Origin of the sequence: Pelagibacterium lacus, assembly GCF_003345525.1 — a bacterium.
Taxonomy (GTDB): domain Bacteria; phylum Pseudomonadota; class Alphaproteobacteria; order Rhizobiales; family Devosiaceae; genus Pelagibacterium; species Pelagibacterium lacus.
Map to the genome: position 1 here is coordinate 15,253 of NZ_QQNH01000004.1, position 25,847 is coordinate 41,099.

The 25,847-nt window shown below is 63.9% G+C and carries 23 protein-coding genes and 1 tRNA gene; 20 read left to right on the plus strand and 4 right to left on the minus strand.

The annotated features are described in order from the left end of the window. The first annotated feature begins 64 nt into the window (after window positions 1-64). The 5 genes from pcaD to DVH29_RS04070 are packed head-to-tail and all read left to right on the plus strand — an operon-like array spanning window position 65 to window position 3,687. Window positions 65-868 carry a 3-oxoadipate enol-lactonase gene (gene pcaD / locus DVH29_RS04050; protein ID WP_114644887.1) on the plus strand — a complete coding sequence of 268 codons (804 nt, stop codon included), beginning with the start codon at window positions 65-67 and terminating at the stop codon, window positions 866-868. Then, entirely contained in the window at window positions 865-1,266 is a 402-nt protein-coding gene (gene pcaC / locus DVH29_RS04055; RefSeq protein ID WP_114644888.1) for a 4-carboxymuconolactone decarboxylase, read from the plus strand. Before pcaD ends, pcaC begins: the two co-directional genes overlap by 4 nt. Next, entirely contained in the window at window positions 1,263-2,015 is a 753-nt protein-coding gene (pcaH, locus tag DVH29_RS04060) for a protocatechuate 3,4-dioxygenase subunit beta (RefSeq protein WP_114644889.1), read from the plus strand. Before pcaC ends, pcaH begins: the two co-directional genes overlap by 4 nt. Then, on the plus strand, window positions 2,015-2,626 hold the full coding sequence (gene pcaG / locus DVH29_RS04065) for a protocatechuate 3,4-dioxygenase subunit alpha (protein ID WP_114644890.1): 612 nt from the start codon (window positions 2,015-2,017) through the stop codon (window positions 2,624-2,626). The genes pcaH and pcaG overlap by 1 nt, the downstream gene beginning before the upstream one ends. Further along, on the plus strand, window positions 2,626-3,687 hold the full coding sequence (locus DVH29_RS04070) for a 3-carboxy-cis,cis-muconate cycloisomerase (RefSeq protein ID WP_114644891.1): 1,062 nt from the start codon (window positions 2,626-2,628) through the stop codon (window positions 3,685-3,687). The genes pcaG and DVH29_RS04070 overlap by 1 nt, the downstream gene beginning before the upstream one ends. On the opposite strand, the gene DVH29_RS04075 is transcribed toward DVH29_RS04070, so the two are convergent. Both DVH29_RS04075 and DVH29_RS04080 read right to left on the minus strand, forming a co-directional pair. Next, window positions 3,678-4,715, minus strand: a complete 1,038-nt coding sequence (locus DVH29_RS04075; RefSeq protein ID WP_114644892.1) for a helix-turn-helix domain-containing protein — start codon at window positions 4,713-4,715, stop codon at window positions 3,678-3,680. The genes DVH29_RS04070 and DVH29_RS04075 overlap by 10 nt on opposite strands. Window positions 4,716-4,772: 57 nt before the next feature. Beyond that, window positions 4,773-4,967: a hypothetical protein gene (locus DVH29_RS04080; RefSeq protein WP_114644893.1), complete on the minus strand. Its 195-nt coding sequence runs from the start codon at window positions 4,965-4,967 to the stop codon at window positions 4,773-4,775. Between the two features lie 188 nt (window positions 4,968-5,155). Here DVH29_RS04080 and panB point away from each other — a divergent pair, with 188 nt between their 5' ends. Both panB and panC read left to right on the plus strand, forming a co-directional pair. Then, window positions 5,156-5,995: a 3-methyl-2-oxobutanoate hydroxymethyltransferase gene (panB, locus tag DVH29_RS04085; protein WP_114644894.1), complete on the plus strand. Its 840-nt coding sequence runs from the start codon at window positions 5,156-5,158 to the stop codon at window positions 5,993-5,995. After that, on the plus strand, window positions 5,995-6,858 hold the full coding sequence (panC, locus tag DVH29_RS04090) for a pantoate--beta-alanine ligase (RefSeq protein WP_114644895.1): 864 nt from the start codon (window positions 5,995-5,997) through the stop codon (window positions 6,856-6,858). The genes panB and panC overlap by 1 nt, the downstream gene beginning before the upstream one ends. Before the next feature lie 9 nt (window positions 6,859-6,867). Here the strand turns inward: panC and DVH29_RS04095 are convergent, their stop codons facing one another. Then, window positions 6,868-8,103 carry an MFS transporter gene (locus tag DVH29_RS04095; RefSeq protein ID WP_114644896.1) on the minus strand — a complete coding sequence of 412 codons (1,236 nt, stop codon included), beginning with the start codon at window positions 8,101-8,103 and terminating at the stop codon, window positions 6,868-6,870. A 156-nt stretch (window positions 8,104-8,259) separates the two neighbouring features. Between DVH29_RS04095 and DVH29_RS04100 the strand changes: the two genes are divergently transcribed. The 4 genes from DVH29_RS04100 to DVH29_RS04115 all read left to right on the plus strand — a co-directional run bounded on the left by DVH29_RS04100 (window position 8,260) and on the right by DVH29_RS04115 (window position 12,189). After that, window positions 8,260-9,240, plus strand: a complete 981-nt coding sequence (locus DVH29_RS04100; protein WP_114644897.1) for a class 1 fructose-bisphosphatase — start codon at window positions 8,260-8,262, stop codon at window positions 9,238-9,240. 157 nt (window positions 9,241-9,397) lie between these two features. After that, complete coding sequence (locus DVH29_RS04105; RefSeq protein WP_158541554.1) at window positions 9,398-10,633, plus strand: TadE/TadG family type IV pilus assembly protein; 1,236 nt, start codon at window positions 9,398-9,400, stop codon at window positions 10,631-10,633. A 168-nt stretch (window positions 10,634-10,801) separates the two neighbouring features. Then, window positions 10,802-11,992: an elongation factor Tu gene (tuf, locus tag DVH29_RS04110; protein WP_114644899.1), complete on the plus strand. Its 1,191-nt coding sequence runs from the start codon at window positions 10,802-10,804 to the stop codon at window positions 11,990-11,992. A 121-nt stretch (window positions 11,993-12,113) separates the two neighbouring features. After that, window positions 12,114-12,189 (plus strand) — tRNA-Trp (locus DVH29_RS04115). Between the two features lie 27 nt (window positions 12,190-12,216). Here the strand turns inward: DVH29_RS04115 and rnk are convergent. Beyond that, on the minus strand, window positions 12,217-12,684 hold the full coding sequence (gene rnk, locus DVH29_RS04120) for a nucleoside diphosphate kinase regulator (protein WP_114645059.1): 468 nt from the start codon (window positions 12,682-12,684) through the stop codon (window positions 12,217-12,219). Window positions 12,685-13,107: 423 nt separating this feature from the next. On the opposite strand from rnk, the gene secE reads away from it, so the two are divergent. From secE to DVH29_RS04165, 9 genes are all read left to right on the plus strand, one after another. Next, window positions 13,108-13,302 (plus strand): preprotein translocase subunit SecE, encoded by a 195-nt coding sequence (gene secE, locus DVH29_RS04125; protein ID WP_114644900.1) that lies wholly within the window; start codon window positions 13,108-13,110, stop codon window positions 13,300-13,302. A 31-nt stretch (window positions 13,303-13,333) separates the two neighbouring features. Then, entirely contained in the window at window positions 13,334-13,864 is a 531-nt protein-coding gene (nusG, locus tag DVH29_RS04130; protein WP_114644901.1) for a transcription termination/antitermination protein NusG, read from the plus strand. A 145-nt stretch (window positions 13,865-14,009) separates the two neighbouring features. Beyond that, window positions 14,010-14,438, plus strand: coding sequence for a 50S ribosomal protein L11 (rplK, locus tag DVH29_RS04135; protein ID WP_114644902.1), 429 nt, complete (start codon window positions 14,010-14,012; stop codon window positions 14,436-14,438). A gap of 7 nt (window positions 14,439-14,445) precedes the next feature. Beyond that, window positions 14,446-15,138, plus strand: a complete 693-nt coding sequence (rplA, locus tag DVH29_RS04140) for a 50S ribosomal protein L1 (protein ID WP_114644903.1) — start codon at window positions 14,446-14,448, stop codon at window positions 15,136-15,138. A 334-nt stretch (window positions 15,139-15,472) separates the two neighbouring features. Beyond that, window positions 15,473-15,988, plus strand: coding sequence for a 50S ribosomal protein L10 (rplJ, locus tag DVH29_RS04145; RefSeq protein ID WP_114644904.1), 516 nt, complete (start codon window positions 15,473-15,475; stop codon window positions 15,986-15,988). A gap of 57 nt (window positions 15,989-16,045) precedes the next feature. Next, window positions 16,046-16,423 (plus strand): 50S ribosomal protein L7/L12, encoded by a 378-nt coding sequence (gene rplL / locus DVH29_RS04150; protein WP_114644905.1) that lies wholly within the window; start codon window positions 16,046-16,048, stop codon window positions 16,421-16,423. 328 nt (window positions 16,424-16,751) lie between these two features. Beyond that, window positions 16,752-20,894: a DNA-directed RNA polymerase subunit beta gene (gene rpoB, locus DVH29_RS04155; RefSeq protein ID WP_114644906.1), complete on the plus strand. Its 4,143-nt coding sequence runs from the start codon at window positions 16,752-16,754 to the stop codon at window positions 20,892-20,894. A gap of 88 nt (window positions 20,895-20,982) precedes the next feature. Continuing rightward, window positions 20,983-25,185, plus strand: a complete 4,203-nt coding sequence (gene rpoC / locus DVH29_RS04160; RefSeq protein WP_114644907.1) for a DNA-directed RNA polymerase subunit beta' — start codon at window positions 20,983-20,985, stop codon at window positions 25,183-25,185. 159 nt (window positions 25,186-25,344) lie between these two features. Continuing rightward, a complete protein-coding gene (locus tag DVH29_RS04165) occupies window positions 25,345-25,737 on the plus strand; it encodes a type II toxin-antitoxin system HicB family antitoxin (RefSeq protein WP_114644908.1) in 393 nt (130 codons plus the stop codon). The last annotated feature ends 110 nt before the right edge of the window (window positions 25,738-25,847 follow it).

Genomic DNA, 25,847 nt, shown 5'->3' on the forward strand with positions numbered 1-25,847 from the left:
GCGTTCTTTCATTTTACAAAACCATTTTGTGCGCGCAAAGTTACGACCATCGAGGAGCACAGGCATGCAAGCAAAGCAGATCGGCGACGTCGTCGTCCACTATCGCCACGATCCCGCCCCGGCCGGGCGGGCCACGGTGGTGTTCATCAATTCGCTGGGGACCGATTTCCGCATCTGGGACGATGTGCGGGCCGAGCTCGATTGCGGTACGCTGGCCTTCGACCTGCGCGGGCATGGCCTCTCCGGCATCGGCCGCACGCCCTATGCGATCGCCGATCTGGCCGGCGACCTGGCCGGCCTGATGGATGCGCTGGAGATCGGGGCGGCGGTCATCTGCGGCCTGTCGGTCGGCGGGCAGGTGGCGCAGGAACTCTATCACCGGCGGCCCGACCTCGTGGCTGGCCTCGTGCTGTGCGATACGGCGGCGCGGATCGGCGAGCCCGATTTCTGGAACCAGCGCATCGCGACCATTCGCCAGTCGGGGCTGGCCGCGGCGGCGCCGGGCATTTTGGCGCGCTGGTTCGGTGCCGCGTTCCGGGAAAAAGGCGGTGCACAATTCCAGCTGGCGGCGGCCATGTTCGAGCGGCAGCCCGTCGAGGGCTATCTCGCCACATGCGCGGCCATCGCCGCCTATGACCGGCGCGCCGACGCGGCTGCCATCGCGGTGCCGGTTTCGGTTGTCGTGGGCTCAGAGGACGGGGCGACGCCGCCGGCGCTGGTGGAGGCATTCGCCGCCTCCATTCCCGGCGCGACATTCCAGATCATCGAAGGCGCGGGGCATCTGCCCTGCGTGGAAGCGCCCGGCACGGTGGCCGCGGCGATTGCCGGGCTGATCGGCCGGGTGGAACAAAGGAGCAGTGCGCAATGACGCATAAAGACGAGCCCGCGGCGCGATACAGCCAGGGCATGACCACGCGGCGCGCCGTGCTGGGCGAAGATTACGTGGACGCACGCCAGGCCATGATGACCGAGTTCGAGGCGCCGTTCCAGAGCCTGATCACCGAGGCGGCCTGGGGGCATGTCTGGTCGCGCGACAATTGGGACAAGCGGCAGCGTTCCATCGTCACGATTGCGCTGCTGGCGGCGCTGGGGCACTACGAGGAAATGGTCATGCATATCGAGGCGACGGCGCGCACCGGTGCCACCGAGGACGACATAAGGGAGATCATGCTCCATGTCGCCATCTATGCCGGGGTCCCAACCGCCAACCACGCCATCAAGCTGGCGAAAAGCGCGCTGGCGCGCATGAAAGGTGAGGAGCAATGAACGATAGATTGGCAAATGCCCGCGCCGAGGCCGGCGCCTTCATGGAGCGGGACCACTCCCAGCATCCCCCGGCCTATGCGCCGGGATACAAGTCATCGGTGCTGCGCGCGCCCAAGCAGGCGCGGATCAGCTTCGCCAGCACGCTGAGCGAAAAGACCGGTCCGGCCTTCGGGCACAACATGCTGGGCGAGCTCGACAACGACCTGATCGTCAACTACGCCAAGCCGGGCGAAGAGGCGATCGGCCAGCGGATCGTGGTCCATGGGCAATTGCTCGACCAGAACGCCAAGCCGGTGCCCAATGTGCTGATCGAATTCTGGCAGGCCAATGCCGGCGGGCGCTATCGCCACAAGCGCGAGGGCTACCGCGCCGTGCTGGACCCCAATTTCGGCGGCTTCGGGCGCACGATCACCGACGAGAACGGCTATTACTGGTTCAGGACGGTGAAACCGGGGGCCTATCCCTGGCCGAACGGGGTCAATGACTGGCGGCCGGCCCATATCCATTTCTCGCTGTTCGGATCGGGCTTCGCCCAGCGGCTGATCAGCCAGATGTATTTCGAAGGCGATCCGATGATCGCCATCTGTCCCATCGTCAACACGATTTCCGACAAGGCGGCGATCGACCGGCTTGTGGCCCGGCTCGACATGAACAATACCATTCCGATGGATCTGCGCGCCTACAGGTTCGACATCGTCCTGCGCGGACGTCGCTCGACCTTCTTTGAAAACCGTCCGGAGGGCAATTGATGGTCACGCGACTGGATTATCTCAAGGAAACCCCGTCCCAGACGGCCGGCCCCTACGTCCATATCGGCATGACGCCGAACTGGAGCGGCATCAGCGGGGTGATCCCCGAGGATTTGGGGAGCCAGGTGGTCACCGATGGCGTGAAGGGCGAGCGCATAACCGTCGCCGGGCGGGTGGTCGATGGCGGCGGCAATCCGGTGTCCGACTGCGTGGTGGAAATCTGGCAGGCCGATGCCGGGGGTATCTACAACAGCCCGGCCGAACACCGCACCGGCGCCGATCCGCACTGCATCGGCTGGGGCCGGCAGGCGGCGGACGAGAATGGACGCTTTGTGTTCGATACCATCAAGCCGGGGGCCGTTCCCGCGCCCAATGGCGGCTTCATGGCGCCGCACATCACCTTCTGGATCGTGGCGCGCGGCATCAATATCGGGTTGCAGACCCGGATGTACTTTTCCGACGAGGCCGACGCCAACCGCAAGGACCCCATTCTGGCCAAGGCGCGGATGATCGGGCGTGACGGCACGATGATCGGCCAGCGGGAGGGGGATAGCGTAACGTTCGACATCTACCTCCAGGGTGAGAACGAAACGGTGTTTCTGGACATCTGATGGGGCTCTCGGCATTCGATCACCCGATCCTTTCCGGCCTGTTCGGCGATCCCGAACTGGCCGGATTGCTGGCCGTAGAGGCCGATATCGCGGCCATGGTTCGGTTCGAGATCGCGCTGGCGGCGGCGCAGGCGGAATGCGGGGTGATCCCGCAGGATGCTGCCGCAACCATCGCGGCCCGGCTGGATGGATTCGCGCCCGATATCGCCAGGCTGCGCGATGGGGTGGCGAGGGACGGGGTGGTGGTGCCCGAACTTGTGCGGCAGCTCAAGGCCGGCCTCGATCCGGACAGCGCGTCCCATCTTCATTTCGACGCCACCAGCCAGGACGTGATCGATACCAGCCTCGTCCTGCGCCTCAGGGAGGCCGCCCTCATACTCGACCGGCGCATTGAGGCGCTGGACGCGGCCATCGGGGAGATTGCCGCCCGTTGGGGCGCGCATCGGCTGATGGGGCGGACCCGCATGCAGGATGCGCTGGAGATCCGCGTGGCCGATCGGCTGGCGGCGTGGCGCATGCCCCTCCGGCGTCACCGCACCCGGCTTGCCGAGATGACGGGGCGGGTTTTCGTCGTGCAATATGGCGGCGCGGTCGGGACCCTGGCCAAGGTGGGGCCTGAAGCGCCGGCCGTCACCGCCGGGCTGGCCAGGCGCCTCGGACTCGATGCGCCGGATCGCAACTGGCACAGCCAGCGCGACAGGCTCGTGGAATTCGCCGACTGGCTGGCCCTTGTCGCCGGCAGCCTGGGCAAGATGGGGCAGGACGTGGCCCTGATGGCGCAGGCCGGGGGAGACGAGATCAGGCTTTCGGGCGGCGGCGGATCATCGGCCATGCCGCACAAGCAGAACCCGGTTGGCGCCGAAGTGCTGGTTTCCCTAGCCCGTTTCGCCGCGGGCGCCAGCGGGACCATGGCGCAGGCGCTGGTTCACGAACAGGAGCGCTCGGGCGCGGCCTGGACGCTGGAATGGCTGGTGCTGCCGCAACTGGTGCTGGCAACGGGAAGCGCCCTGTTGCTCGGCCAGCGATTGGCAGAGTCCATAGAGGGTATCGGTCAGGCCTGAAGCGAGCGGATCCATTCGCGCCAGGCGACGTCGCCGGCCTCATGCTCGGTGGAGCCGCCCGAGAGGGGGCTGGGGCTCTCGAAGCGGGATTCGGCGGGGGTGTGGTGATAGCGCCGGCGGAACGCACGGATGAAGCTGCTTTCCGACGCAAAGCCGATTTCAAGCGCAATGTCGATGATCTTGCGGTGGCGCTGACGCGGATTGCGCAGGATGGTCATCGCCGTGCCGAGCCGGCGGTTGCGGATGTAGCTCGCCACCCCGTCATAGGCGGCGAACAGGCGGTAGAGGCGAGCCCGCGAAATGCCGAAACTGGTGGCGATGCATGCAGCCCCCAGGTCGGGATCGGCGAGATGGTCGTCGATGAATTGCTTGATGCGGGTTCCGATGGCGAGACCGACGGCGCTGCGGCCGGCCTCCACCGAATCCGGTGCTCCGTTGAGGGTCGCGGCGATGAGGGCGAGGGTCGGCGCCACGAGCGCCTGGCCGGATGCGTGGGTCAGCGACGCGGCATTGGCGTTGAGGCTGAGGATGTGGTTGCGCAACAGGATGGCGAGGGGATCGTCGGCGCAAACGGCGGTCAGGTGGCGGCCATCGGGATTGGTGATCAGCGGCGCGAGCAGGTTTCGCGGCACGAAGATGGCCAGGAGGTCGAAATCGCTGTTCCGGGAGGCGAGGGGCTGGGTGTTGTCGAAGACGCAGATATCGCCGGTGTTGAGGACGACCTCGCCCTTGCCGAGATCGGCGACGCAGCCGCCGCGCTGGAAAATCTGGATCATGTAATTGTCGAGGCCGTCCGCATCGGCCTTGCGCTTGTCGCGGGCGAAATGCTGCCGGTCGGCGACGCAGCGCATCTGGCTGACCGGCCCCAGCAGGAACCCCGCGACATCGACCTGGAAGGTGGCGGGATCGACCGTCTCGGGCAGGCGCGGCTCGTAGAGCACCGACAATTGTTCGCGCCAGGCTTCGAACCGGCGCCCCGGATGGAGGTAGCGGGTGGAAAATCTCGAATAGGGAAGATGGGAAGCCATGCTCGCCCCCGATCGCTTCGTCAGCGCCAATCTAGGGAGCCCATGGCTAATCGAGGGTTAACGGGACCGGGACGAACACACCGCCTGGATATCCTCGAAGGTGAGGTCGAAGCCGATCTCCTGGGCGAAAGCTGCGATGGCCAGGAGGGCGTCCCCGGCATGCTTGCCTTCGGTTATGGCCAGAAACCGCGCCGTGAGGGTCTTGTCCGCACCCACGGTGGCAAAGAAGCTGGAGGCCGAGCCATTCGACATTGAGCAATCCCTTTTCAAATTTTTCGGGGGACTCTACAGGCCCGGCCCGCGCGCCGCCGTGCCGTTTGTCGCAAATCGATGTGCGGTTCGTCCCATTCATCGAAAGTCGGGTTTTCCCTCCGCCTTGAGATCGTCTAGGAGTGCCGCCATATAGGTGAAGGCCATTTCGACGTCCGGGGAGAGAGCAGATGACCTATGCGAAAGGCGCCGCGGCGCCCGTGACGCCGCCGGATATCGCAGCGCGCAAGGGCGGCGCGCCGATCGTGTGCCTGACCGCCTACACCACCCCCATGGCGCAGATCGTCGACCGGCATTGCGACCTGGTCCTGGTCGGCGACAGCGTCGGCATGGTGATGCACGGCCTGCCCGACACGCTCGGGGTCACCATGGAGATGATGATCCTGCACGGCAAGGCGGTCCGCCGCGGGCTGGCCCATGCGCTGATGGTGATCGACCTGCCGTTCGGCGCCTATGAGGAAAGCCCGGAGCAGGCGTTCCGCAATGCGGCCATCCTGATGCGCGAGACAGGGGCGGGGGCGGTGAAGCTCGAGGGCGGCACCCATATGGCGCCGACCATCCGGCATATCGTGCAACGCGGCATCCCGGTGATGGGGCATATCGGACTCACGCCGCAATCGGTCAACGCGCTGGGCGGCTACAAGGTGCGGGGCCGGGGCGCCGAGGCGCAGGCCATTCTGCACGACGCGCAGGCGGTGGCGGAGGCCGGCGCCTTTTCCGTGGTCGCCGAAAAGATTCCCGATATCCTTGCCCGCCGCATCACGTCCGACATCCGTATCCCCACCATCGGCATAGGCGCCTCGGCGGCGTGTGACGGGCAGATACTGGTGGTCGATGACATGCTGGGCATGTTCGCCGATTTCAAGCCGAAATTCGTCAAGCGTTATGCCAATCTCGCAGCCGACGCGGAGGCGGCGGTCGCGGCCTATGCCGCAGAGGTGCGCGAGCGGCAGTTTCCCTCCAGCGAGCACGTGTTCGGCGAAACGACCGCCAGCGCGAAGGGCGCCTGATGGGCCTGCCGATCGTCAGAAGCGTTGCGGAACTGCGGGCGCAGGTGAGGCTCTGGCGCGGGGCGGGGGACAGGATCGGGCTCGTGCCGACCATGGGCGCGCTGCATGAAGGGCATTTGTCGCTGGTGCGGGCGGCACGGGGCAGGGCCGATCGGGTCATCGTCACCCTGTTCGTCAATCCCAGGCAGTTCAACAGCGCCGAGGATCTGCGCCTCTATCCGCGGAGCGAGGCCGAGGATGCGGCACGGCTGGAAACGGAAGGGGTCGATCTCCTCTTCGCCCCGGGCGTCGAGGCGATGTATCCGGAGGGGTTTTCGACCACGGTGTCGGTCAAAGGGGTCAGCGAGGGGCTGTGCGGCGCCCACCGGCCGGGGCATTTCGACGGCGTGGCGACGGTGGTCGCCAAACTTTTCCTGCAGTCCCAGGCCGATATCGCGGTGTTCGGCGAGAAGGACTACCAGCAGCTCGCGGTGATCCGCCGCATGGCGCAGGATCTCGACATCCCCATCGAGATCATCGGCGCGTCCACCGTCCGGGCGGCGGACGGGCTGGCGCTTTCGTCGCGAAACGCCCGGCTGAGCCCGGAAGGACGGTCGCGGGCCGTCGCCCTCATCACCGCGCTGACCGCCGCCGCCGACCAACTGACGGGCGGGGCGGAGGCCGAACCCATTCTCGCGGCGGCGCGCCGGTCGATCCTCGAAGGGGGTTTCGGGGAGGTCGAATATCTCGAACTGCGCGATGCGGCCGATCTGGCACCTGTCCAGCGTGTGGACCGCTCGGCCGCCAGGCTGCTCGTTGCCGCCTGGATCGACGGGGTAAGGCTGATCGACAATGTGCCCGTATGGCCGGGCCCGGAAGCCTGAGCCTTCGACTCAGATGCCCTGCGGCGGTTGCGGCGGGCGATCCGGGGCCAGGATGGGCGGGATGCGGTAGAGCTGCCAGGCGATCGCCAGCGTCACGAGGATGGCGCCGCCGGCAATGGCGACGACCCCCGGCCATCCGCCGTGCGACCATCCATAGCCACCGAAGGTGCCGATGACGCTCGACCCGGCATAATAGGCGAGCAGATAAATGGCGCTGCCCTGTGCCCTTGCCGTCTGCGCCCGCCGCGCGACCCACGCGCTGGCGATGGAATGGGCGGCGAAAAAGCCGAAGGTCATCACGGCAATGCCGAAGACCACGGCCCATATGGCCGAGACCAGTGTCAGCACGATGCCCGACAGTGTCACGACGACCATGGGCCAGAACACCCGGCGCCGCCCCAGGCGCCCGGCGAGCGCGCCCATCCAGGCCGAGCCCAGCGTGCCCACCAGATAGACGATGAAGATCAGCGAAACCTGGCTCTGGGACAGGCTGTAGGGCGGGGCGAGCAGGCGAAAGCCGATATAATTGTAGATGGCGACGAAGCCGCCCATTAGAAGGAAGGCGGCGAGGAACAGGAGCGGCAGGGCCTTGTCCTTGAAGAGGTCCGCCACATTGGCGGCAAAAGTGGCGACGGTGAGCGTTCCGGTCGCCGAGCGGCGCGGGGCCGGCAGCAGGACGAAGAACAGGATGGCGTTGACGACCACTACGGCGGACAGGGCGAACAGCGCGATGCGCCAGTCGAAATGATCGGCGAGAAAGCCGACCAGCAGCCGCCCGGCCATGCCGCCCATCGCCGAGCCGCCGATGAACAGGCCCATGCCGAAGCCCAGCGCTTCGGTGGACATCTCCTCGGCGAGATAGACCATGGCGATGGCCGGCACGCCGCAGACCGCGACCCCGAGCAGCGCCCGCAATCCGACCAGCGGCCACCAGGCCTGCATCATCGGAATGGCGAGCCCGATCAGCGCGGTTGCGACCATGGTGGCCATCATCAGCGATTTGCGGTCGAAGCGATTGCCGAGCCAACTGACGACCACGAGGCTGACGGCCAGCGTGCCCGTGGTGGCCGAGACGGCAAAGGAACTGGTGGCCGCGTCGAGGTCGAATTCGGTAGCCAGCAGGGGCAGAATCGGTTGAACGGAATAGACGGACGCAAATACCGAGAAGGCGGCGAGGAACAGGGCGATCGACGCGCGCCAGTAGTCGGGGCTGTTGCGTTCGATGCCGGAGGAGGTGGGAGGCATGGGAGCTACCGCAGGAGTGGGGCGGCCATGGTCTCTCAACTTTTCCGGGCGCACAAGCGGGATGGCTGGGGCCGGACCTAGGACTTTTGTCGCTCTCGACTTCGCGCCGCCGGCTGGTATCGGGGGCGCACCATCGCAATTGCCAGGAGCCTGAACATGTCGCTTTCGTTGACGGACTGGATCAAGACCTCGGGCGTGTCCTCTGAAATCGGGACGGTTTTCGAACTGGTGGCTGGTTGTGCCATCGATATCGTCGATGCGCTGCGCGCGGCCGCGCTGGCGGGGGACACCGCTTCCATCCAGGCGGTGAACGTCCAGGGCGAGGAGCAGAAAAAGCTCGACGTGGTCGCCAATGACATTTTCCTGGCAAAGGGGCGGGAGAGCGGTGTCCTCGCGGCCATGGTGTCCGAAGAACTCGAGGATATCGTGGTGGTCGAGGGCTCGGAAGGCCGGCTGGCGCTGATCTTCGATCCCCTGGACGGGTCCTCCAATCTCGAAGTCAACGGCGCGGTCGGCTCTATCTTCTCGGTGCTCGATCTCGGAGGGGCGGGGCCCGTCACCGAGCGGGACGTGCTGCAGTCCGGCCGCCGGCAGGTCGCGGCGGGCTATGTGCTCTACGGTCCGGCGACGCTCCTCGTGCTGACGACCGGCCGGGGCGTGACCATTTTCAGCCTCGACGAGGCGGCGGAGCGGTTCGCGCTGGTGCGCGACGGTCTGCGCATACCCGAGGAAGCGGCCGAATTTTCCATCAACGCCTCGCGGCGCGGCAAGTGGTATCGGCCGACCGCCGATTTCATCGAGGCCTGCCTCGCGGGCACGTCCGGTCCGTTCGGCAAGAGCTACAATATGCGCTGGTGCGCGGCCATGGTCGCCGACCTGCACCGCATCCTGTGCCGCGGCGGCATCTTCCTCTATCCGGAAGACGAGGGGACCCGGGACAAGGGCGGGCGGCTGCGGCTGCTCTATGAAGCCAACCCTATGAGCATGATCGTCGAGGCGGCGGGGGGCGCCTCCTCGACCGGCACGCAGGCCATTCTCGACGTGGAGCCCAGCGGGCTGCATCAGCGGATCGGGGTGATCATCGGCTCGAAACGGGAAGTGGCGCGCGCGACGGCGCTCTATGGCAAAGAGGGTTAGCGCGGCGTAAATCCTGCCATCGTGTTTTTCATATACTGCGTAAGTTTACTGAAAATCCATTCCGATACTGTGTGATCTGCTTACGGTCGAACACTTCCGGCCGTCTTGTCGTGAAAATGCCCGGCGCTCCGGCGCCGAGACAAACATGGTCAGGCAGATGGGACGCAGACTACGGGATTTCCTTCGTCGGGACGATGGCGTCGTCGCGGTGATCTTCGCGGTGATGGCCATTCCCTTCATCGCCATGGCGGGCTGGGCGGTCGATTACCTGCGCATCCAGCATGTGCGCCAGTTCCTGCAGGCCGAGGTGGATTCGGCGGCGCTCGATGCGACCTACAAGAGCGATCCCAAGGCGGCCGCGGGAAGCTGGGAGGATGCCCAATGGGATTTGGTCCGCACGGCAACGCTCGCGGAGATCGGCCGGACCTATCAGGGGAACTGGGCGTCCAATGTCGAACTGGACCGGGAATGGATCGTGCAGCAGTTCACGGTTCGCGTGAGCGCGAGCGCTGATGTGCCGCTGGCCTTCATAAACCTGCTGCCGGGCATCGACGACACGCAGCGGGTGACGGTTTCGGCGGTGGCGCAGGCGTCCGAGCCCGATCTCATCTATAGCCCACCCGAATTCACCGCGCTGGAATTCGAGGCATGGGACTTCAATCGGATCTGGCTCTATTGCTATTGGCCGGATCGCCCGCTGAACGATCCCCTGCTTCCCCGGCGCACCCAGATGGTGCCCATCGCCGATAATGGCGGGTCCGAGTTCACGCCCGATCCGGGCAGCCCGATCGAAGACGTGCCGATCCAAGACAGCGTCTTGCGTACGCAATATGAAAACAGAACCATGTGGGGCGTGGATCAGCTCGATACCCAGGAGGAGGGAGTCTGGCGGCAGATCAAAGGCGGAAGCATCGGGCAGCGCAAATACACCTATCTGATGCCACAATGTCCGCGCGGTTCGCATCTGAGCATGCGGCTGGAGAACGTGATCAACGCCCTGGAGGATGTCCGCCAACGCCGAACTACCGCCGATCGCTGGGACAGGGGCGGGACCCGCAATAATTACTATTCCGATACGGTTTCCGAGCGGGGCAAGGCGGACGAGCACCGGGGCCTTGCGTCCTTCACCATCGTCGAAACGATCATTTGCGACACCCTTCGGGAATGCAAGGAGCCGCCGAGCAAGGGCGGCCTGATCCCGCCGCGGCAGACCGGGCGAACGCCCCAGACGGCGACGGAAGGGTGCTCCTATGGACGCTACATGTATTACGGCTGGGAAGATCGTCCGCCCGAGCGCGGCGGTTCGGACCGGGACTATGACGATATCCGTGTGATCATGGCCTGCCCGGAAGAGGTGCCGTCCGGCGAGCGGAACGCCCGATTGATCGGATAAGTGGAATTGCTCTCAAGGGAGCGGGCAAGAGGCGAGGGGCCGCTTGCCCGCTCTTTTGCATGGGCGGGGCGGGGCCGAAACCGGCGCGACGGAAAAAGCACTTGTTTATGCCCGCCCAACCGGGTAAACGCCCGGCAGTTTTAACTTCTAGATTACGGTTGTGAGCACATGGGCAAGGAAAAATTCACCCGCAACAAGCCGCACGTTAACATTGGCACGATTGGTCACGTTGACCATGGCAAGACGTCTCTGACGGCAGCGATCACGAAGGTTCTGGCAGAGACGGGTGGTGCGACGTTCTCGGCTTACGACCAGATCGACAAGGCTCCCGAGGAGAAGGCGCGCGGGATCACCATTTCGACCTCGCATGTTGAGTATGAGACGGAGAACCGTCACTACGCGCATGTGGACTGCCCTGGCCACGCTGACTATGTGAAGAACATGATCACGGGTGCGGCGCAGATGGACGGCGCGATCCTAGTGGTTTCGGCGGCCGACGGCCCGATGCCGCAGACGCGCGAGCACATCCTGCTCTCGCGCCAGGTCGGCGTTCCGGCGCTTGTGGTGTTCCTCAACAAGGTCGACCAGGTGGACGACGAGGAACTGCTCGAGCTGGTCGAGCTGGAAGTGCGCGAGCTCTTGAGCTCGTACGAATTCCCCGGCGACGACGTTCCGATCGTCAAGGGCTCGGCGCTGATGGCGCTCGAGGACAAGCGCCCCGAGATCGGCCATGACGCGGTTCTGGAGCTGATGCGCCAGGTTGACGCCTATATCCCGACCCCGGAGCGTCCCAAGGACCTTCCGTTCCTGATGCCGGTCGAGGACGTGTTCTCGATCTCGGGCCGTGGCACGGTTGTGACCGGTCGCGTCGAGCGCGGCATCGTCAAGGTGGGCGAGGAAGTCGAGATCGTCGGGATCAAGCCGACGCTCAAGACGACGGTGACCGGCGTCGAGATGTTCCGCAAGCTGCTCGATTCGGGTGAGGCCGGCGACAATATCGGCGCGCTGATCCGCGGCATCGACCGCACCCAGGTCGAGCGTGGTCAGGTTCTGTGCAAGCCCGGTTCGGTGACCCCGCACACCAAGTTCGTTGCGGAAGCCTATATCCTGACCAAGGAAGAGGGCGGCCGTCATACCCCGTTCTTCACCAATTACCGTCCCCAGTTCTATTTCCGGACGACGGACGTGACGGGTGTTGTGACGCTCAAGGAAGGCGTCGAGATGGTGATGCCGGGCGACAACGTGGAGATGAACGTGGAACTGATCGTTCCGATCGCCATGGAAGAAAAGCTGCGCTTCGCGATCCGCGAAGGCGGCCGTACCGTCGGCGCCGGCGTCGTCTCCAAGATCGTCGAGTAATCCCGGACCCCTCCGGTTCGAATGCAAAAAGGGCGGCCATCTGGCCGCCCTTTCTTTTTTATAATTCAGCCCCGAGGGACTTGCCTCGGGACCGCTTTGCGATTAGATCAACCGCCAATGCAGGGGTGTAGCTCAGTTGGTAGAGCATCGGTCTCCAAAACCGAGGGCCGGGGGTTCGAGTCCCTCCGCCCCTGCCAGTTTTCCAACAAATCGTCAGAACTGCCTCACGCCGCGAACGGGCCGGGATCTTCCGGGGTTTCGGGCGCGCTCGCCCGCTGTTGCGGCCGGCCGGCGTCGTAGGAGCCGCCGAAGACGGCGATGACCTTGAGCTGCAATTCGCGTCCGTCGGTCGCGGTCCAACCGATGGACTGGCCCGGCTTGAGGCCGAGCAGGGCGGTACCGATCGGGGTCAGCACGGAAATGGCGCCCGAGGCGATGTCGGCATCGGCGGGATAGACCAGTCGCACGGTGCGCGGGGCCTCGCCGGCGATGCTGTAGCTGACCGTGGCGCCCATGCGGACGACATTGGCGGGCAGCGTTTCGGTCTCGGCGATGGTGGCGCGTTCGAGCTCACCGATCAGGTCTTCTCCCGTCTCGGTGTTGGCGGCGCTGGCCAGCTTGCTGAGAATGATGAAGTCATCGCGACTGACGACGATTTCGGGAAGGGCGCCGTCGACTTGAAAAAGGCTCATGGGGTTCTCCATGGGTGGTTGACCCGCGGCAAGACGGGCGGGAGCTGAATGAGTGAGGTTTGAAGGGCGTCTGGATGATCGGAGCGTATGGGGCTCATGATGACCCTAAGGTCATGCGACGCCTGGCATGACCTTAGGGCCGCGCTCCCGTGACGGGATGTTCGCGGCGGACGAGACGGCTGATCTGATCCTTGGACATCATCATGACAAATAAGGTAGGCTGTTACGGCAAAAAGTCAATCTATGGCGCAAGCCGGCGATCCGGGGTACAAGCGGCGCCCCCGCGCAAAAAAGATTGGCCGTGCCCTTGCGTTCGGGCGGCTCAGCGTCTAGATAACCCACTCTTGGCCGTGCGATCCGACTCGCGCGGCAATTGCTTATGGACTTTAAGCCCCGAAATCAACACCAGACGTCGAGCGGTATATGGCCCGGACTAATCCTTTTACGTTCTTTCAGCAGGTCCGTTCGGAAGTCGCCAAGGTGGTTTGGCCGACTCGCAACGAGACGCTGATCTCGACTGTGATGGTTCTGATCATGGTGATCTTCGCCAGCCTGTTCTTTCTGGCGGCGGATCAGATCATCCAGTTCTTTGTCGGGTTAATTCTGTCCATTCGCTAAGCCGGCGGCGGACGAGGAGCATAAAAGCAGTATGGCCAAGCGTTGGTATATCGTTCAGGCGTATTCGAACTTCGAGCGCAAGGTCGCCGAGGACATCAAGCAGAAGGTGGTGGCCAACGGGCTCGACCACCTGTTCGACGATGTGCTGGTGCCGACCGAGAAGGTCACCGAAGTGCGCCGCGGCCGTAAGGTCGATGCCGAGCGCAAGTTTTTCCCGGGCTATGTCCTGGTCAAGATGGAACTCACCGACGAGACCTTCCACCTGATCAAGAATACGCCCAAGGTCACCGGGTTCCTGGGCGCGGACAACAAGCCGCAGCCGATCTCCGAGAGCGAGGCGATGAACATCCTGCAGCAGGTGCAGGAGGGCGTCGACCGGCCCAAGCCGTCCGTCAGCTTCGAGATCGGGGAGAATGTCCGGGTGTCCGACGGGCCGTTCGCGAGCTTTTCCGGCGTCGTCGAGGAAGTCGACGAGGAGCGCTCGCGCCTCAAGGTGGAAGTATCGATTTTCGGTCGGCCGACGCCGGTCGAGCTGGAATACGGTCAGGTCGAGAAGGTCTGACCGCTTCGCACGGGGCTCCGAGGTTTCGGGGCGATCCCCTGCGCAAACAGTGTGGAAGAGGGCGGCGGTTGCCATCCGCCGGTGAACCCCTCGCACCACGCCGTCACCAAATGGCCGCTTTGGCGGTTTATTGAAAGGAACGACCATGGCAAAGAAGATTACCGGTTACATCAAGTTGCAGGTGCCTGCCGCATCCGCGACTCCCTCGCCCCCGATCGGCCCGGCCCTCGGTCAGCGCGGCCTCAACATCATGGAATTCTGCAAGGCCTTCAACGCCGCCACGCAGGAAATGGAAAAGGGTGCCCCGATTCCGGTCGTGATCACCGCGTTCGCCGACAAGAGCTTCACTTTCGAGATGAAGCTGCCGCCGGTGACCTATTTCATCAAGAAGGCGATCAACCTCAGGTCCGGCTCCAAGAAGCCCGGCCATGACAGCGCCGGCAAGCTGACCGAAGCGCAGGTGCGCGAGATCGCCGAAAAGAAGATGAAGGATCTCAACGCCGATACCGTTGAGGCCGCCATGAGCATGGTTGCCGGCTCCGCCCGCTCCATGGGCCTGCAGGTTGAAGGGTAATTCGATCATGACCAAGATTGCAAAGCGCACCAAGCAGGTCCGTGAGGGGATCGACCGCAAGAAGCTCTATGGCGTCGACGAGGCCATCAAGATGGTCAAGGACCGCGCCACGGCCAAGTTCGACGAGACCATCGAAGTCGCGATGAACCTGGGCGTCGACCCGCGCCACGCCGACCAGATGGTCCGCGGCGTCGTCAACCTGCCCAACGGCACCGGCAAGACCGTTCGTGTCGCCGTGTTCGCCAAGGATGCCAAGGCCGAGGAGGCCAGGGCGGCCGGCGCGGATATCGTGGGCGCCGACGACCTCGCCGAGCAGATCCAGAACGGCAACATCAATTTCGACCGCTGCATCGCCACCCCGGACATGATGCCGCTGGTCGGCCGCCTGGGCAAGATCCTCGGCCCGCGCAACCTGATGCCGAACCCCAAGGTCGGCACGGTGACCCCGGACGTCGCCGGTGCGGTCAAGGCCGCCAAGGGCGGCGCGGTCGAGTTCCGCGTGGAAAAGGCCGGCATCATCCATGCCGGCGTGGGCAAGGCTTCGTTCTCCGAAGACCAGCTCATCGAGAACATCAAGGCGCTCGCCGAAGCCGTGTCCCGGGCCAAGCCCTCGGGCGCCAAGGGCACCTATGTCCGGCGCGTCGCCGTTTCCTCCACCATGGGCGCCGGCGTCCATGTGGACCCCTCGTCGGTCCTCTAAGACCTGCGAGAAAACCAGTTTCGGGCGGTTCCGGCCGCCCGGGATACCCAAAAGGGCCAAAAAACCCTTTTGGGTAAAGTCCTGTCCGAGACTGTGTGGTGATGGCGGCTTGCCATCCTAATCGCCGGGGGCTCCCGGTGGCCACCAAGAGATGGGGTGACGACCCGGACGAGATTTTGGCGAAAGCCACTCGTTTTGGTTTGAACCGAACCGGTTGCGGAGCGTCGCTTCGCCAGCGGGTTTACAGGCACTGCACCGCCACCCCGATATCGGGGTGGCTTATTGCAACGGGTACGATCCTGCTCGGTTCGTGCCTAACTCGTGGAGAGTAGCAGTGGATAGAGCGGAAAAAGCTGAGGTCGTCTCCTCGCTCCAGCAGGCATTCGCCGGCTCGGGCGCGGTCGTCGTCGCTCACTATGCCGGTCTGTCGGTGTCTGACTTCGAAAAGCTGCGTGTGCAGATGAAGCAGGCCGGCGGACAGGTGAAGGTCGCAAAGAACCGCCTTGCCAAGCTCGCTCTTAAGGAAACCGATATTGCGGATTTCTCGGGTCTTCTGACTGGCCCGACCGTCCTCGCCTTTTCGGAAGACCCCGTCACGGCACCTCGTGTTGCCAAGAAGTTCGCCGATTCGAACAACAAGTTCGTGATCCTCGGCGGCGCGATGGGCTCGACCGAACTCGATGCCGACGGCATCAAGGCGCTGGCCGATCTGCCTTCGCTGGACGAACTGCGCGCCAAGCTCGCCGGTCTGCTCACGCAGCCTGCAGCCCAGCTCGCCCGTCTGGCCAAGGAACCGGGCGCATCCGTCGCCCGCGTTATCTCCGCTTACTCGGAAAAGGGCGCTGCATAAGGCGGCGCGACCATCCACGGTTCAAACTGAAACCATACGAAAGAAAAGGCTGATCAAATGGCTGATCTTGCAAAGCTCGTGGACGACCTGTCCGCACTGACCGTCCTGGAGGCTTCCGAGCTCTCCAAGTTGCTCGAAGAGAAGTGGGGCGTTTCCGCCGCCGCTCCTGTTGCCGTTGCTGCTGCCGGTGGCGCCGCCGCCGCTGCCGCCCCGGCTGAAGAGCAGACGGAATTCGACGTGATCCTCACCGATGCCGGTGCCCAGAAGATCAACGTCATCAAGGAAGTCCGCGCCATCACCGGCCTGGGCCTGAAGGAAGCCAAGGACCTCGTCGAAGGCGCTCCCAAGCCCGTCAAGGAAGGCGTCAACAAGGCCGAAGCCGAAGACCTCAAGGGCAAGCTGGAAGCCGCTGGCGCCAAGGTCGAGCTCAAGTAATTCGTCTCTTGTGAGACGATTTTCGGGATGGCCCATGGGCCATCCCGTCCCCCGCCTCCGCGAACAGGATGGAGGCGGACGCCACCCGGAAGGGCAGGGCGGAAGTTGCGGAAATACGGTGGGCCATCGGCCTAAGGCCACAATTGGCCGATAAGCACACCAGCACGATACAACGTCAGAAAGGGCACCTGTTCAAAGAACCGACGGCTGATTGTCGATTCTTTGAACAGCTGCCTCCGAGACATGCGTTAGCAATAGCGCGTTTTCCGAAGCGCAGAAATGGGCGCCATTTCTGCCGGAAACGCTGGAAACGAGAGGAAGCGGGTACATGGCTACCACGTTCAACGGCCGCCGCAAGGTGCGCAAGTCCTTTGGGTCCATTCGTGAAGTCACGGAGATGCCGAACCTGATCGACGTCCAGAGGGAATCCTACGGGCAGTTCCTCATGGTCGACGAACCGGAAGGCGGGCGTCCCACCGAAGGTTTGCAGTCGGTCTTCAAGTCGGTGTTCCCGATCACCGATTTTTCCAATACCGCGAGCCTTGAATTCGTCAGCTACGAATTCGAACAGCCCAAATACGATGTCGAGGAATGCCGTCAGCGCGACCTCACTTTCGCGGCGCCGCTCAAGGTGACCCTGCGCCTGATCGTTTTCGAGGTCGATGAAGACACCGGCGCGCGTTCGGTCAAGGACATCAAGGAGCAGGACGTCTATATGGGCGACATGCCCTTCATGACGTCGGTCGGCACCTTCATCATCAACGGCACCGAGCGCGTCATCGTTTCGCAGATGCACCGCAGCCCCGGCGTGTTCTTCGATCACGACAAGGGCAAGACCCATTCCTCGGGCAAGCTGCTGTTCGCCGCGCGCATCATCCCCTATCGCGGGTCCTGGCTCGATATCGAATTCGACGCCAAGGATATCGTCTATGCGCGCATCGACCGCCGCCGCAAGATCCCGGTGACCTCGCTCCTGAAGGCGCTGGGCCTCAATGCCGAGGAAATCCTCTCGACCTATTACGACATCCAGTCCTACGCCAAGAGCGACAAGGGCTGGAAGAAGCCGTTCGATGCCGAAAAGCTCAAGGGCACCAAGCCGGTCTACGACCTGATCGACGCCAATACGGGCGACGTGGTGCATGAAGGCGGCTCGCGCCTCACCGCGCGGTCGGCCAAGAAGCTGGCCGATGCCGGCGTGACGCATCTGCTGGCCACCGACGAAGACCTCTATGGCATGTATCTGGGCCATGACATGGTCGACATGTCCAATGGCGAGATCTTTGCCGAGGCCGGCGACGAGATCGACGAGAAGCTGCTGGCGACCCTGATCGAGAAGGGCTTCGACGAGCTGCCGATCCTCGATATCGACCACGTCAATGTGGGCGCCTATATCCGCAACACCCTGGCCGTGGACAAGAACGAGACCCGCGAGGATGCTCTGTTCGACATCTACCGGGTGATGCGTCCGGGCGAGCCCCCCACCGTCGAAACCGCCGAAGCGATGCTCAATTCGCTGTTCTTCGATTCCGAGCGCTACGACCTGTCCTCGGTCGGCCGGGTGAAGATGAACATGCGCCTGGACATCGAGGCGGAAGACACCGTGCGCGTGCTGCGCAAGGAAGACATCGTCGAGGTGGTCCGCACGCTCGTCGAACTGCGTGACGGCAAGGGCGAGATCGACGACATCGACAATCTCGGCAACCGCCGCGTGCGTTCGGTCGGCGAACTGATGGAAAACCATTATCGCCTCGGCCTGCTGCGCATGGAACGCGCCATCAAGGAGCGCATGAGCTCGGTCGAGATCGACACGGTGATGCCGCAGGACCTGATCAACGCCAAGCCGGCTGCGGCGGCGGTACGCGAGTTCTTCGGCTCGTCCCAGCTTTCGCAGTTCATGGACCAGACCAACCCGCTGTCGGAGATCACCAACAAGCGCCGCCTTTCCGCGCTTGGGCCGGGCGGTCTTACCCGCGAACGGGCCGGCTTTGAAGTTCGCGACGTTCACGTCACGCACTATGGCCGCATCTGCCCGATCGAGACGCCGGAAGGGCCCAATATCGGCCTCATCAACTCGCTGGCGACCTTCGCCCGCGTCAACAAGTACGGCTTCATCGAAACCCCGTACCGCAAGGTCGTGGACGGCAAGGTCACCGACGAGGTGGTCTATCTCTCCGCCATGGAAGAGGCCAAGCACCACATCGCCCAGGCCAATGCCACGGTCAGCGACAAGGGTGAGTTCGTCAACGACATGGTGGTGGCCCGCCATGCCGGCGAGCCGTCGCTGACGCCGCGCGAGCAGGTCGACCTCATGGACGTGTCGCCCAAGCAGGTGGTTTCGGTCGCCGCGGCGCTGATCCCGTTCCTCGAGAACGACGACGCCAACCGCGCCCTGATGGGCTCGAACATGCAGCGCCAGGCCGTGCCGCTTCTGCGTGCGGAAGCCCCCTTCGTGGGCACGGGCATGGAATCGGTGGTGGCCCGGGATTCCGGCGCCGCGATCGCGGCCCTGCGTACCGGTATCGTCGATCAGGTGGATGCGACCCGCGTGGTCATCCGCGCCACCGAGGAGACCGATGCGTCGAAGTCCGGCGTCGACATCTACAACCTGATGAAGTTCCAGCGCTCGAACCAGTCGACCTGCATCAACCAGCGCCCGCTGGTCAATGTCGGCGACCACGTCCAGGCTGGCGACATCATCGCGGACGGTCCCTCGACCGATCTGGGCGACCTGGCGCTCGGCCGCAACGTGCTGGTCGCCTTCATGCCCTGGAACGGCTACAACTTCGAAGACTCCATCCTGCTCAGCGAGAAGATCGTGCAGGATGACGTCTTCACCTCGATCCATATCGAGGAATATGAAGTGATGGCCCGCGACACCAAGCTCGGGCCCGAGGAAATCACCCGCGACATTCCGAACGTCTCGGAAGAAGCGCTCAAGAACCTCGACGAAGCCGGTATCGTCCATATCGGTGCGGAAGTTCAGGCCGGCGACATCCTGGTCGGCAAGATCACGCCCAAGGGCGAAAGCCCGATGACGCCGGAAGAAAAGCTCCTGCGCGCCATCTTCGGCGAAAAGGCGTCCGACGTCCGCGACACTTCGCTGCGCGTTCCTCCCGGGGACGGCGGCATCGTGGTCGAGGTGCGGGTGTTCAACCGCCACGGCATCGACAAGGACGAGCGTGCCATGGCCATCGAGCGCGAGGAAATCGAGCGCCTGGCCAAGGACCGCGACGACGAGCAGTCGATCCTCGATCGCAACGTCTATGCGCGGTTGAAGGAAATGCTGTTCGGCAAGGCGGCGACCACCGGGCCCAAGGGCTATGTGGCCGGCACCAAGCTCAACGATTCCATCTTCGAGGCGCATGCGCGGTCGAAGTGGTGGCAGTTCGCCGTCGAAGACGACAAGCTGATGAGCGAGATCGAGGCCCTGCAGGCGCAGTACGACGAAAGCCGTCGCATGCTCGAGCAGCGCTTCATCGACAAGGTCGACAAGCTGCAGCGCGGCGACGAGCTTCCGCCAGGCGTGATGAAGATGGTCAAGGTCTTCGTCGCCACCAAGCGCAAGATCCAGTCGGGCGACAAGATGGCCGGCCGCCACGGCAACAAGGGCGTCATCTCGCGCATCATGCCGGTCGAGGACATGCCGTTCCTCGAGGACGGGACCCATGTGGATATCGTCCTCAACCCGCTGGGCGTGCCTTCGCGCATGAATGTCGGGCAGATCCTCGAAACCCATCTGGGCTGGGCCGCCCGCGGCATGGGTCGCAAGATCGACGCCATGATGGAGGCCTATCGCCAGAACAAGGACGTGACGCCGCTCAAGAAGGAAATCAGCGCGCTCTATGAGGGCGACGACTATGTCGGCGATCTCGACGACGACGGGATCGTTCGTCTGGGCCAGCAGATTTCCAAGGGCGTATCGATCGCGACGCCGGTGTTCGACGGCGCCAAGGAAGCCGACATCGTCGAGATGCTGGAGCGGGCAGGGCTCGATGGCTCGGGCCAGTCGACATTGTTCGACGGCCGGACCGGCGAGGAGTTCGACCGCAAGGTGACGGTTGGGTATATCTACATGCTCAAGCTGCACCACCTGGTGGACGACAAGATCCACGCCCGTTCGATCGGCCCCTACAGTCTCGTGACCCAGCAGCCGCTGGGCGGCAAGGCGCAGTTCGGCGGCCAGCGCTTCGGTGAAATGGAGGTCTGGGCACTCGAGGCTTACGGTGCTGCCTACACCTTGCAGGAAATGCTCACCGTCAAGTCGGACGACGTGGCAGGCCGGACCAAGGTCTACGAAGCCATCGTGCGTGGAGACGACACCTTCGAGGCGGGAATCCCCGAGAGCTTCAACGTTCTCGTCAAGGAAATCCGCTCGCTGGGCCTCAATGTCGAACTCACCGATTTCGAAGCCGACAATGACGAGCCGGGTGGTGATCCCGAGCTCGCGCCTCCTGCGGATGCGGCGGAATAATTCGCCGCGTCCCCCCGAACCGATGCTTAGCTCCGTTGCGATGCGCTGATCTTCAGCCGCATCGCGCGGGGCACCAAGGAGACAAAAGATGAACCATCATCAGCACGTCATGGATCCGTTCAATTCGCAGGCGGCGGCCCCTACGTTCGATCAGATCAAGATCAACATCGCCAGCCCGGAAAAGATCCTGTCGTGGTCCTACGGCGAGATCAGAAAGCCCGAGACCATCAACTACCGCACGTTCAAGCCTGAGCGTGACGGCCTGTTCTGCGCGCGCATCTTCGGCCCGACCAAGGACTATGAGTGCCTGTGCGGCAAGTACAAGCGCATGAAGTTCAAGGGCGTCATCTGCGAGAAGTGCGGTGTGGAAGTGACCCTGTCGCGCGTGCGCCGCGAGCGCATGGGCCATATCGAACTGGCCGCGCCCGTCGCCCATATCTGGTTCCTGAAGTCGCTGCCGAGCCGCATCGCGCAGCTTCTCGACATGACCCTCAAGGATGTGGAGCGCATTCTCTACTTCGAGAACTATGTGATCATCGAGCCGGGCCTGACCCCGTTCTCCCAGCATCAGCTGATCACGGAAGAAGAGTATCTCGGCGCGCAGGACAATTACGGTCCGGACGCCTTCACCGCCATGATCGGCGCCGAAGCGGTGCGCGAGATGCTGGCCGCCATCGACCTCGAAAAGCTCGCCGCCGACCTGCGCGTCGAAATTGCCGAGTCGACGACGGAACTTAAGCCCAAGAAGCTCGCCAAGCGCTTGAAGATCGTCGAGCAGTTCATCGTTTCGGGCAACAAGCCCGAATGGATGATCATGACCGTCATCCCGGTCATCCCGCCCGAGCTGCGCCCGCTGGTGCCGCTCGATGGTGGCCGCTTCGCCACGTCCGATCTCAACGACCTCTACCGGCGCGTCATCAACCGCAACAACCGGTTGAAGCGCCTCATCGAGCTGCGGGCGCCCGACATCATCATCCGCAACGAAAAGCGCATGCTGCAGGAGGCCGTCGACGCGCTGTTCGACAATGGCCGCCGTGGCCGCACCATCACCGGTGCGAACAAGCGTCCGCTCAAGTCGCTTTCGGACATGCTCAAGGGCAAGCAGGGCCGGTTCCGCCAGAACCTCCTGGGCAAGCGCGTCGACTATTCGGGCCGTTCGGTGATCACCGTGGGTCCGGAACTCAAGCTGCATCAGTGCGGTCTGCCCAAGAAGATGGCGCTGGAGCTGTTCAAGCCCTTCATCTATTCGCGTCTCGACGCCAAGGGCCTGTCCTCGACCGTCAAGCAGGCGAAAAAGCTGGTCGAGAAGGAAAAGCCCGAAGTCTGGGATATCCTTGACGAGGTGATCCGCGAGCACCCGGTTCTCCTCAACCGCGCGCCGACGCTTCACCGTCTGGGCATCCAGGCGTTCGAGCCGATCCTCATCGAGGGCAAGGCCATCCAGCTCCATCCGCTGGTCTGCGCCGCGTTCAATGCCGACTTCGACGGCGACCAGATGGCCGTGCACGTGCCGCTGAGCCTCGAGGCCCAGCTCGAAGCGCGCGTCCTGATGATGTCGACCAACAACATCCTGCACCCTGCCAACGGCCAGCCGATCATCGTGCCGAGCCAGGACATCGTGCTGGGGCTGTACTACGTCTCCATCATGGCGGATGGCGAGCCGGGCGAAGGCATGGCGTTCTCGTCCATGGCCGAGCTCGAGCACGCGCTCGAAACCAAGACGGTGACCCTGCACACCAAGATCAAGGGCCGGATCAAGACGGTCGACCAGGACGGCAATCGGGTTTCGCAGATCGTCGAGACCACGCCGGGCCGCATGATTCTGGGGCAGATCCTGCCCGAGAGCGTGCCGTTCGAGGTGGTCAACCAGCTGATGACCAAGAAGAACATCTCCAAGGTCATTGACACGGTCTACCGTGCCTGCGGCCAGAAGGAGACCGTGATCTTCTGTGACCGCGTCATGGATCTGGGCTTCAAGCAGGCCTGCCGTGCCGGCATCTCGTTCGGCAAGGACGACATGGTCATCCCCGACACCAAGGCCAAGATCGTGGGCGATACCCGCAAGCAGGTCGAGGAGTTCGAGCAGCAGTACAATGACGGCCTGATCACCCATGGTGAGAAGTACAACAAGGTCGTCGATGCCTGGGCCAAGTGCGGCGACAAGGTCGCCGAGGAGATGATGAAGCGCATTTCGGCGTCCGAGAAGGATTCCGATGGCCGCTCCAAGCAGATCAACTCGGTCTATATGATGAGCCATTCGGGCGCCCGTGGTTCGGTCGCCCAGATGAAGCAGCTCGCCGGCATGCGCGGCCTGATGGCCAAGCCCTCGGGCGAGATCATCGAAACTCCGGTGATTTCGAACTTCAAGGAAGGCCTCACCGTTCTCGAGTACTTCAACTCGACCCACGGGGCCCGCAAGGGTCTGGCCGATACCGCGCTCAAGACCGCCAACTCGGGCTATCTCACCCGTCGCCTCGTCGACGTGGCGCAGGACGCGATCATCACCGAAGATGATTGCGGCACCGAGAGCGGCCTTACCATGGAAGCGATCGTCGATTCCGGCCAGGTGGTGGCCTCGCTCGGCCAGCGCATCCTCGGCCGCGTCTCGGCCGACGACATCTATCTGCCGGGCACCGACGACGTTCTCGTCGCCAAGGGCACGCTGATGGACGAGTCCGACATCGAGAAGATCGAGAACGCCAAGGTGCAGTCGGTCCGCATCCGTTCGCCGCTGACCTGCGAGGTCCGCCAGGGCTGCTGTGCCGTCTGCTACGGCCGCGACCTTGCCCGGGGCACGCCGGTCAATATGGGCGAAGCGGTCGGCGTTATCGCGGCGCAGTCGATCGGCGAGCCGGGCACCCAGCTCACCATGCGCACCTTCCACATCGGTGGCACCGCGCAGGTCGTCGACAATTCTTATCTGGAAGCCGGCGCCGAAGGGACCATCGGCTTCCGCAACAAGAATATCGCGACCAACTCGGATGGCCACGTGGTGGTCATGGGCCGCAACGTCTCCATCGTCATCATCGATGCCGAGGGCAAGGAGCGGGCTGCCCATAAGGTCGCCTATGGCTCGCGGCTGCGCGTCAATGAGGGCGACCAGGTCAAGCGCAGCCAGCGCCTGGCCGAATGGGACCCCTATACCCGTCCCGTTCTGTCCGAAGTCGAGGGCGAGGTGATCTTCGAGGATCTGGTCGACGGGGCCTCGGTCTCCGAACAGACCGACGAAACCACGGGCTTCACCAAGCGTCTGGTCGTCGACTGGCGCTCGAGCGCCCGCGGCGAAGGCCTCAAGCCGGCCATTGCCGTCGGTTCGAAGGGGCAGCCCTTCAAGACCGATCGCGGCACCGATGCGCGCTATCTGATGAGCGTGGATGCGGTCATTGCCGTCGAACCCGGGGTCCGCGTGGCCCAGGGCGACGTCCTGGCCCGTATTCCGCTCGAAAGCGCCAAGACCAAGGACATCACCGGCGGTCTGCCGCGTGTGGCCGAACTGTTCGAGGCTCGCCGTCCGAAGGACCACGCGATCATTGCCGAAATCGACGGCACGATCCGCTTCGGCCGCGACTACAAGAACAAGCGCCGCATCGTCATCGAGCCGACCGATGAGAGCCTGGAGCCGGTCGAGTACCTGATCCCGAAAGGCAAGCCCTTCCATCTGCAGGAAGGCGACCCGATCGAGAAGGGCGAATACATCCTCGACGGCAACCCGGCCCCGCACGACATCCTTGCCATCAAGGGCGTCGAGGAGCTGGCCCGCTATCTCGTCAACGAGATCCAGGAGGTCTACCGGCTGCAGGGCGTGTTGATCAACGACAAGCACATCGAGGTGATCGTTCGCCAGATGCTGCAGAAGGTCGAGATCACCGATCCGGGCGAATCCGGCCTGCTCAAGGACGAGCAGATCGATCGCATCGAGTTCGATGAGCTCAACGAGCAGCTGGTCGGCGACGGCAAGAAGCCGGCGGAGGCCGTTCCGGTCCTGCTCGGCATCACCAAGGCGTCGCTGCAGACCCGGTCCTTCGTTTCGGCCGCTTCGTTCCAGGAAACGACCCGCGTGCTTACCGAAGCGGCGGTGTCGGGCAAGGCGGACCTGCTCGAAGGCCTGAAGGAGAACGTCATCGTCGGCCGGCTCATCCCCGCCGGCACCGGTGCACGGATCACCAATGTGCGCCAGATCGCGTCCAAGCGCGACGACCTCATCCTCGAGGAACGCCGCCGCCAGGCCGAGACCATCGCCATTCCGGCGCCCGAGCCCGTGCCGGCCACCCCGGACGCTCCGGCGGAATAGACGGCGCATTATCGCAACATCGGGAAAGGGGCCTTCGGGCCCCTTTTCTTTTATTATGCCGGGCCTTATCTTGGTGAGCATTGGGATGCGCAGCGGAGCGCCTGCCGGTGGGTACGGCTCGTGCCATTGCCAAGCGCTGGCCGGCTGGATTTGAACGCGATGGTTGCATTCTACGCTCTTGTTCACAAAGACGACGACAGCGCCTTCGGCGTTTCGTTCCCTGATCTGCCGAATGTCTTTTCGGCGGCCGATGACGAGGACACGGTGGTTGCCAATGCCATAGAGGCGCTGGAACTCTGGGCCGAGGACCAGCCGATTCCAGTGCCGTCCACACTCGAAAGCTTGCGCGAACGCAAGGACGTGAGGGAAGCCCTGGAAGAAGGGGCCTTTCTCGTGCGCGTACCCTTGGTCGAACATGAGGGGCGCGTAGTGCGAGCCAATGTCACGTTCGAGGCCGGCCTGTTGCGCGCCATCGACGAAACCGCGCGGCGGCGGGGCATTTCCCGCGCCGCGTTTCTGGCCAGTGCGGCCCGCAAGGCCCTGGGAACTTGAAATCGTCCCGGCCCCTCTCCATATCTCGCCATGCGTCAAGCGCAGGGCAGGGGATCGGCGGCGGGATTTCGCTTTTTTCCCCGAAACCCTTGACGATTCTGAATCAACCC

What these genes read in the sequence shown, in the direction of transcription:
- rpoB (WP_114644906.1), top strand. Translation starts at nt 16,752, where the DNA reads ATGGCTACCACGTTCAACGGCCGCCGCAAGGTGCGCAAGTCCTTTGGG.
- rplA (WP_114644903.1), top strand. Translation starts at nt 14,446, where the DNA reads ATGACCAAGATTGCAAAGCGCACCAAGCAGGTCCGTGAGGGGATCGAC.
- panC (WP_114644895.1), top strand. Translation starts at nt 5,995, where the DNA reads ATGGGCCTGCCGATCGTCAGAAGCGTTGCGGAACTGCGGGCGCAGGTG.
- DVH29_RS04100 (WP_114644897.1), top strand. Translation starts at nt 8,260, where the DNA reads ATGTCGCTTTCGTTGACGGACTGGATCAAGACCTCGGGCGTGTCCTCT.
- DVH29_RS04105 (WP_158541554.1), top strand. Translation starts at nt 9,398, where the DNA reads ATGGGACGCAGACTACGGGATTTCCTTCGTCGGGACGATGGCGTCGTC.
- rplK (WP_114644902.1), top strand. Translation starts at nt 14,010, where the DNA reads ATGGCAAAGAAGATTACCGGTTACATCAAGTTGCAGGTGCCTGCCGCA.
- rpoC (WP_114644907.1), top strand. Translation starts at nt 20,983, where the DNA reads ATGAACCATCATCAGCACGTCATGGATCCGTTCAATTCGCAGGCGGCG.
- rnk (WP_114645059.1), bottom strand. Translation starts at nt 12,684, where the DNA reads ATGAGCCTTTTTCAAGTCGACGGCGCCCTTCCCGAAATCGTCGTCAGT.
- DVH29_RS04095 (WP_114644896.1), bottom strand. Translation starts at nt 8,103, where the DNA reads ATGCCTCCCACCTCCTCCGGCATCGAACGCAACAGCCCCGACTACTGG.
- DVH29_RS04070 (WP_114644891.1), top strand. Translation starts at nt 2,626, where the DNA reads ATGGGGCTCTCGGCATTCGATCACCCGATCCTTTCCGGCCTGTTCGGC.
- nusG (WP_114644901.1), top strand. Translation starts at nt 13,334, where the DNA reads ATGGCCAAGCGTTGGTATATCGTTCAGGCGTATTCGAACTTCGAGCGC.
- pcaD (WP_114644887.1), top strand. Translation starts at nt 65, where the DNA reads ATGCAAGCAAAGCAGATCGGCGACGTCGTCGTCCACTATCGCCACGAT.
- pcaH (WP_114644889.1), top strand. Translation starts at nt 1,263, where the DNA reads ATGAACGATAGATTGGCAAATGCCCGCGCCGAGGCCGGCGCCTTCATG.
- tuf (WP_114644899.1), top strand. Translation starts at nt 10,802, where the DNA reads ATGGGCAAGGAAAAATTCACCCGCAACAAGCCGCACGTTAACATTGGC.
- DVH29_RS04080 (WP_114644893.1), bottom strand. Translation starts at nt 4,967, where the DNA reads ATGTCGAATGGCTCGGCCTCCAGCTTCTTTGCCACCGTGGGTGCGGAC.
- rplL (WP_114644905.1), top strand. Translation starts at nt 16,046, where the DNA reads ATGGCTGATCTTGCAAAGCTCGTGGACGACCTGTCCGCACTGACCGTC.
- panB (WP_114644894.1), top strand. Translation starts at nt 5,156, where the DNA reads ATGACCTATGCGAAAGGCGCCGCGGCGCCCGTGACGCCGCCGGATATC.
- pcaC (WP_114644888.1), top strand. Translation starts at nt 865, where the DNA reads ATGACGCATAAAGACGAGCCCGCGGCGCGATACAGCCAGGGCATGACC.
- DVH29_RS04165 (WP_114644908.1), top strand. Translation starts at nt 25,345, where the DNA reads ATGGTTGCATTCTACGCTCTTGTTCACAAAGACGACGACAGCGCCTTC.
- secE (WP_114644900.1), top strand. Translation starts at nt 13,108, where the DNA reads ATGGCCCGGACTAATCCTTTTACGTTCTTTCAGCAGGTCCGTTCGGAA.
- pcaG (WP_114644890.1), top strand. Translation starts at nt 2,015, where the DNA reads ATGGTCACGCGACTGGATTATCTCAAGGAAACCCCGTCCCAGACGGCC.
- DVH29_RS04075 (WP_114644892.1), bottom strand. Translation starts at nt 4,715, where the DNA reads ATGGCTTCCCATCTTCCCTATTCGAGATTTTCCACCCGCTACCTCCAT.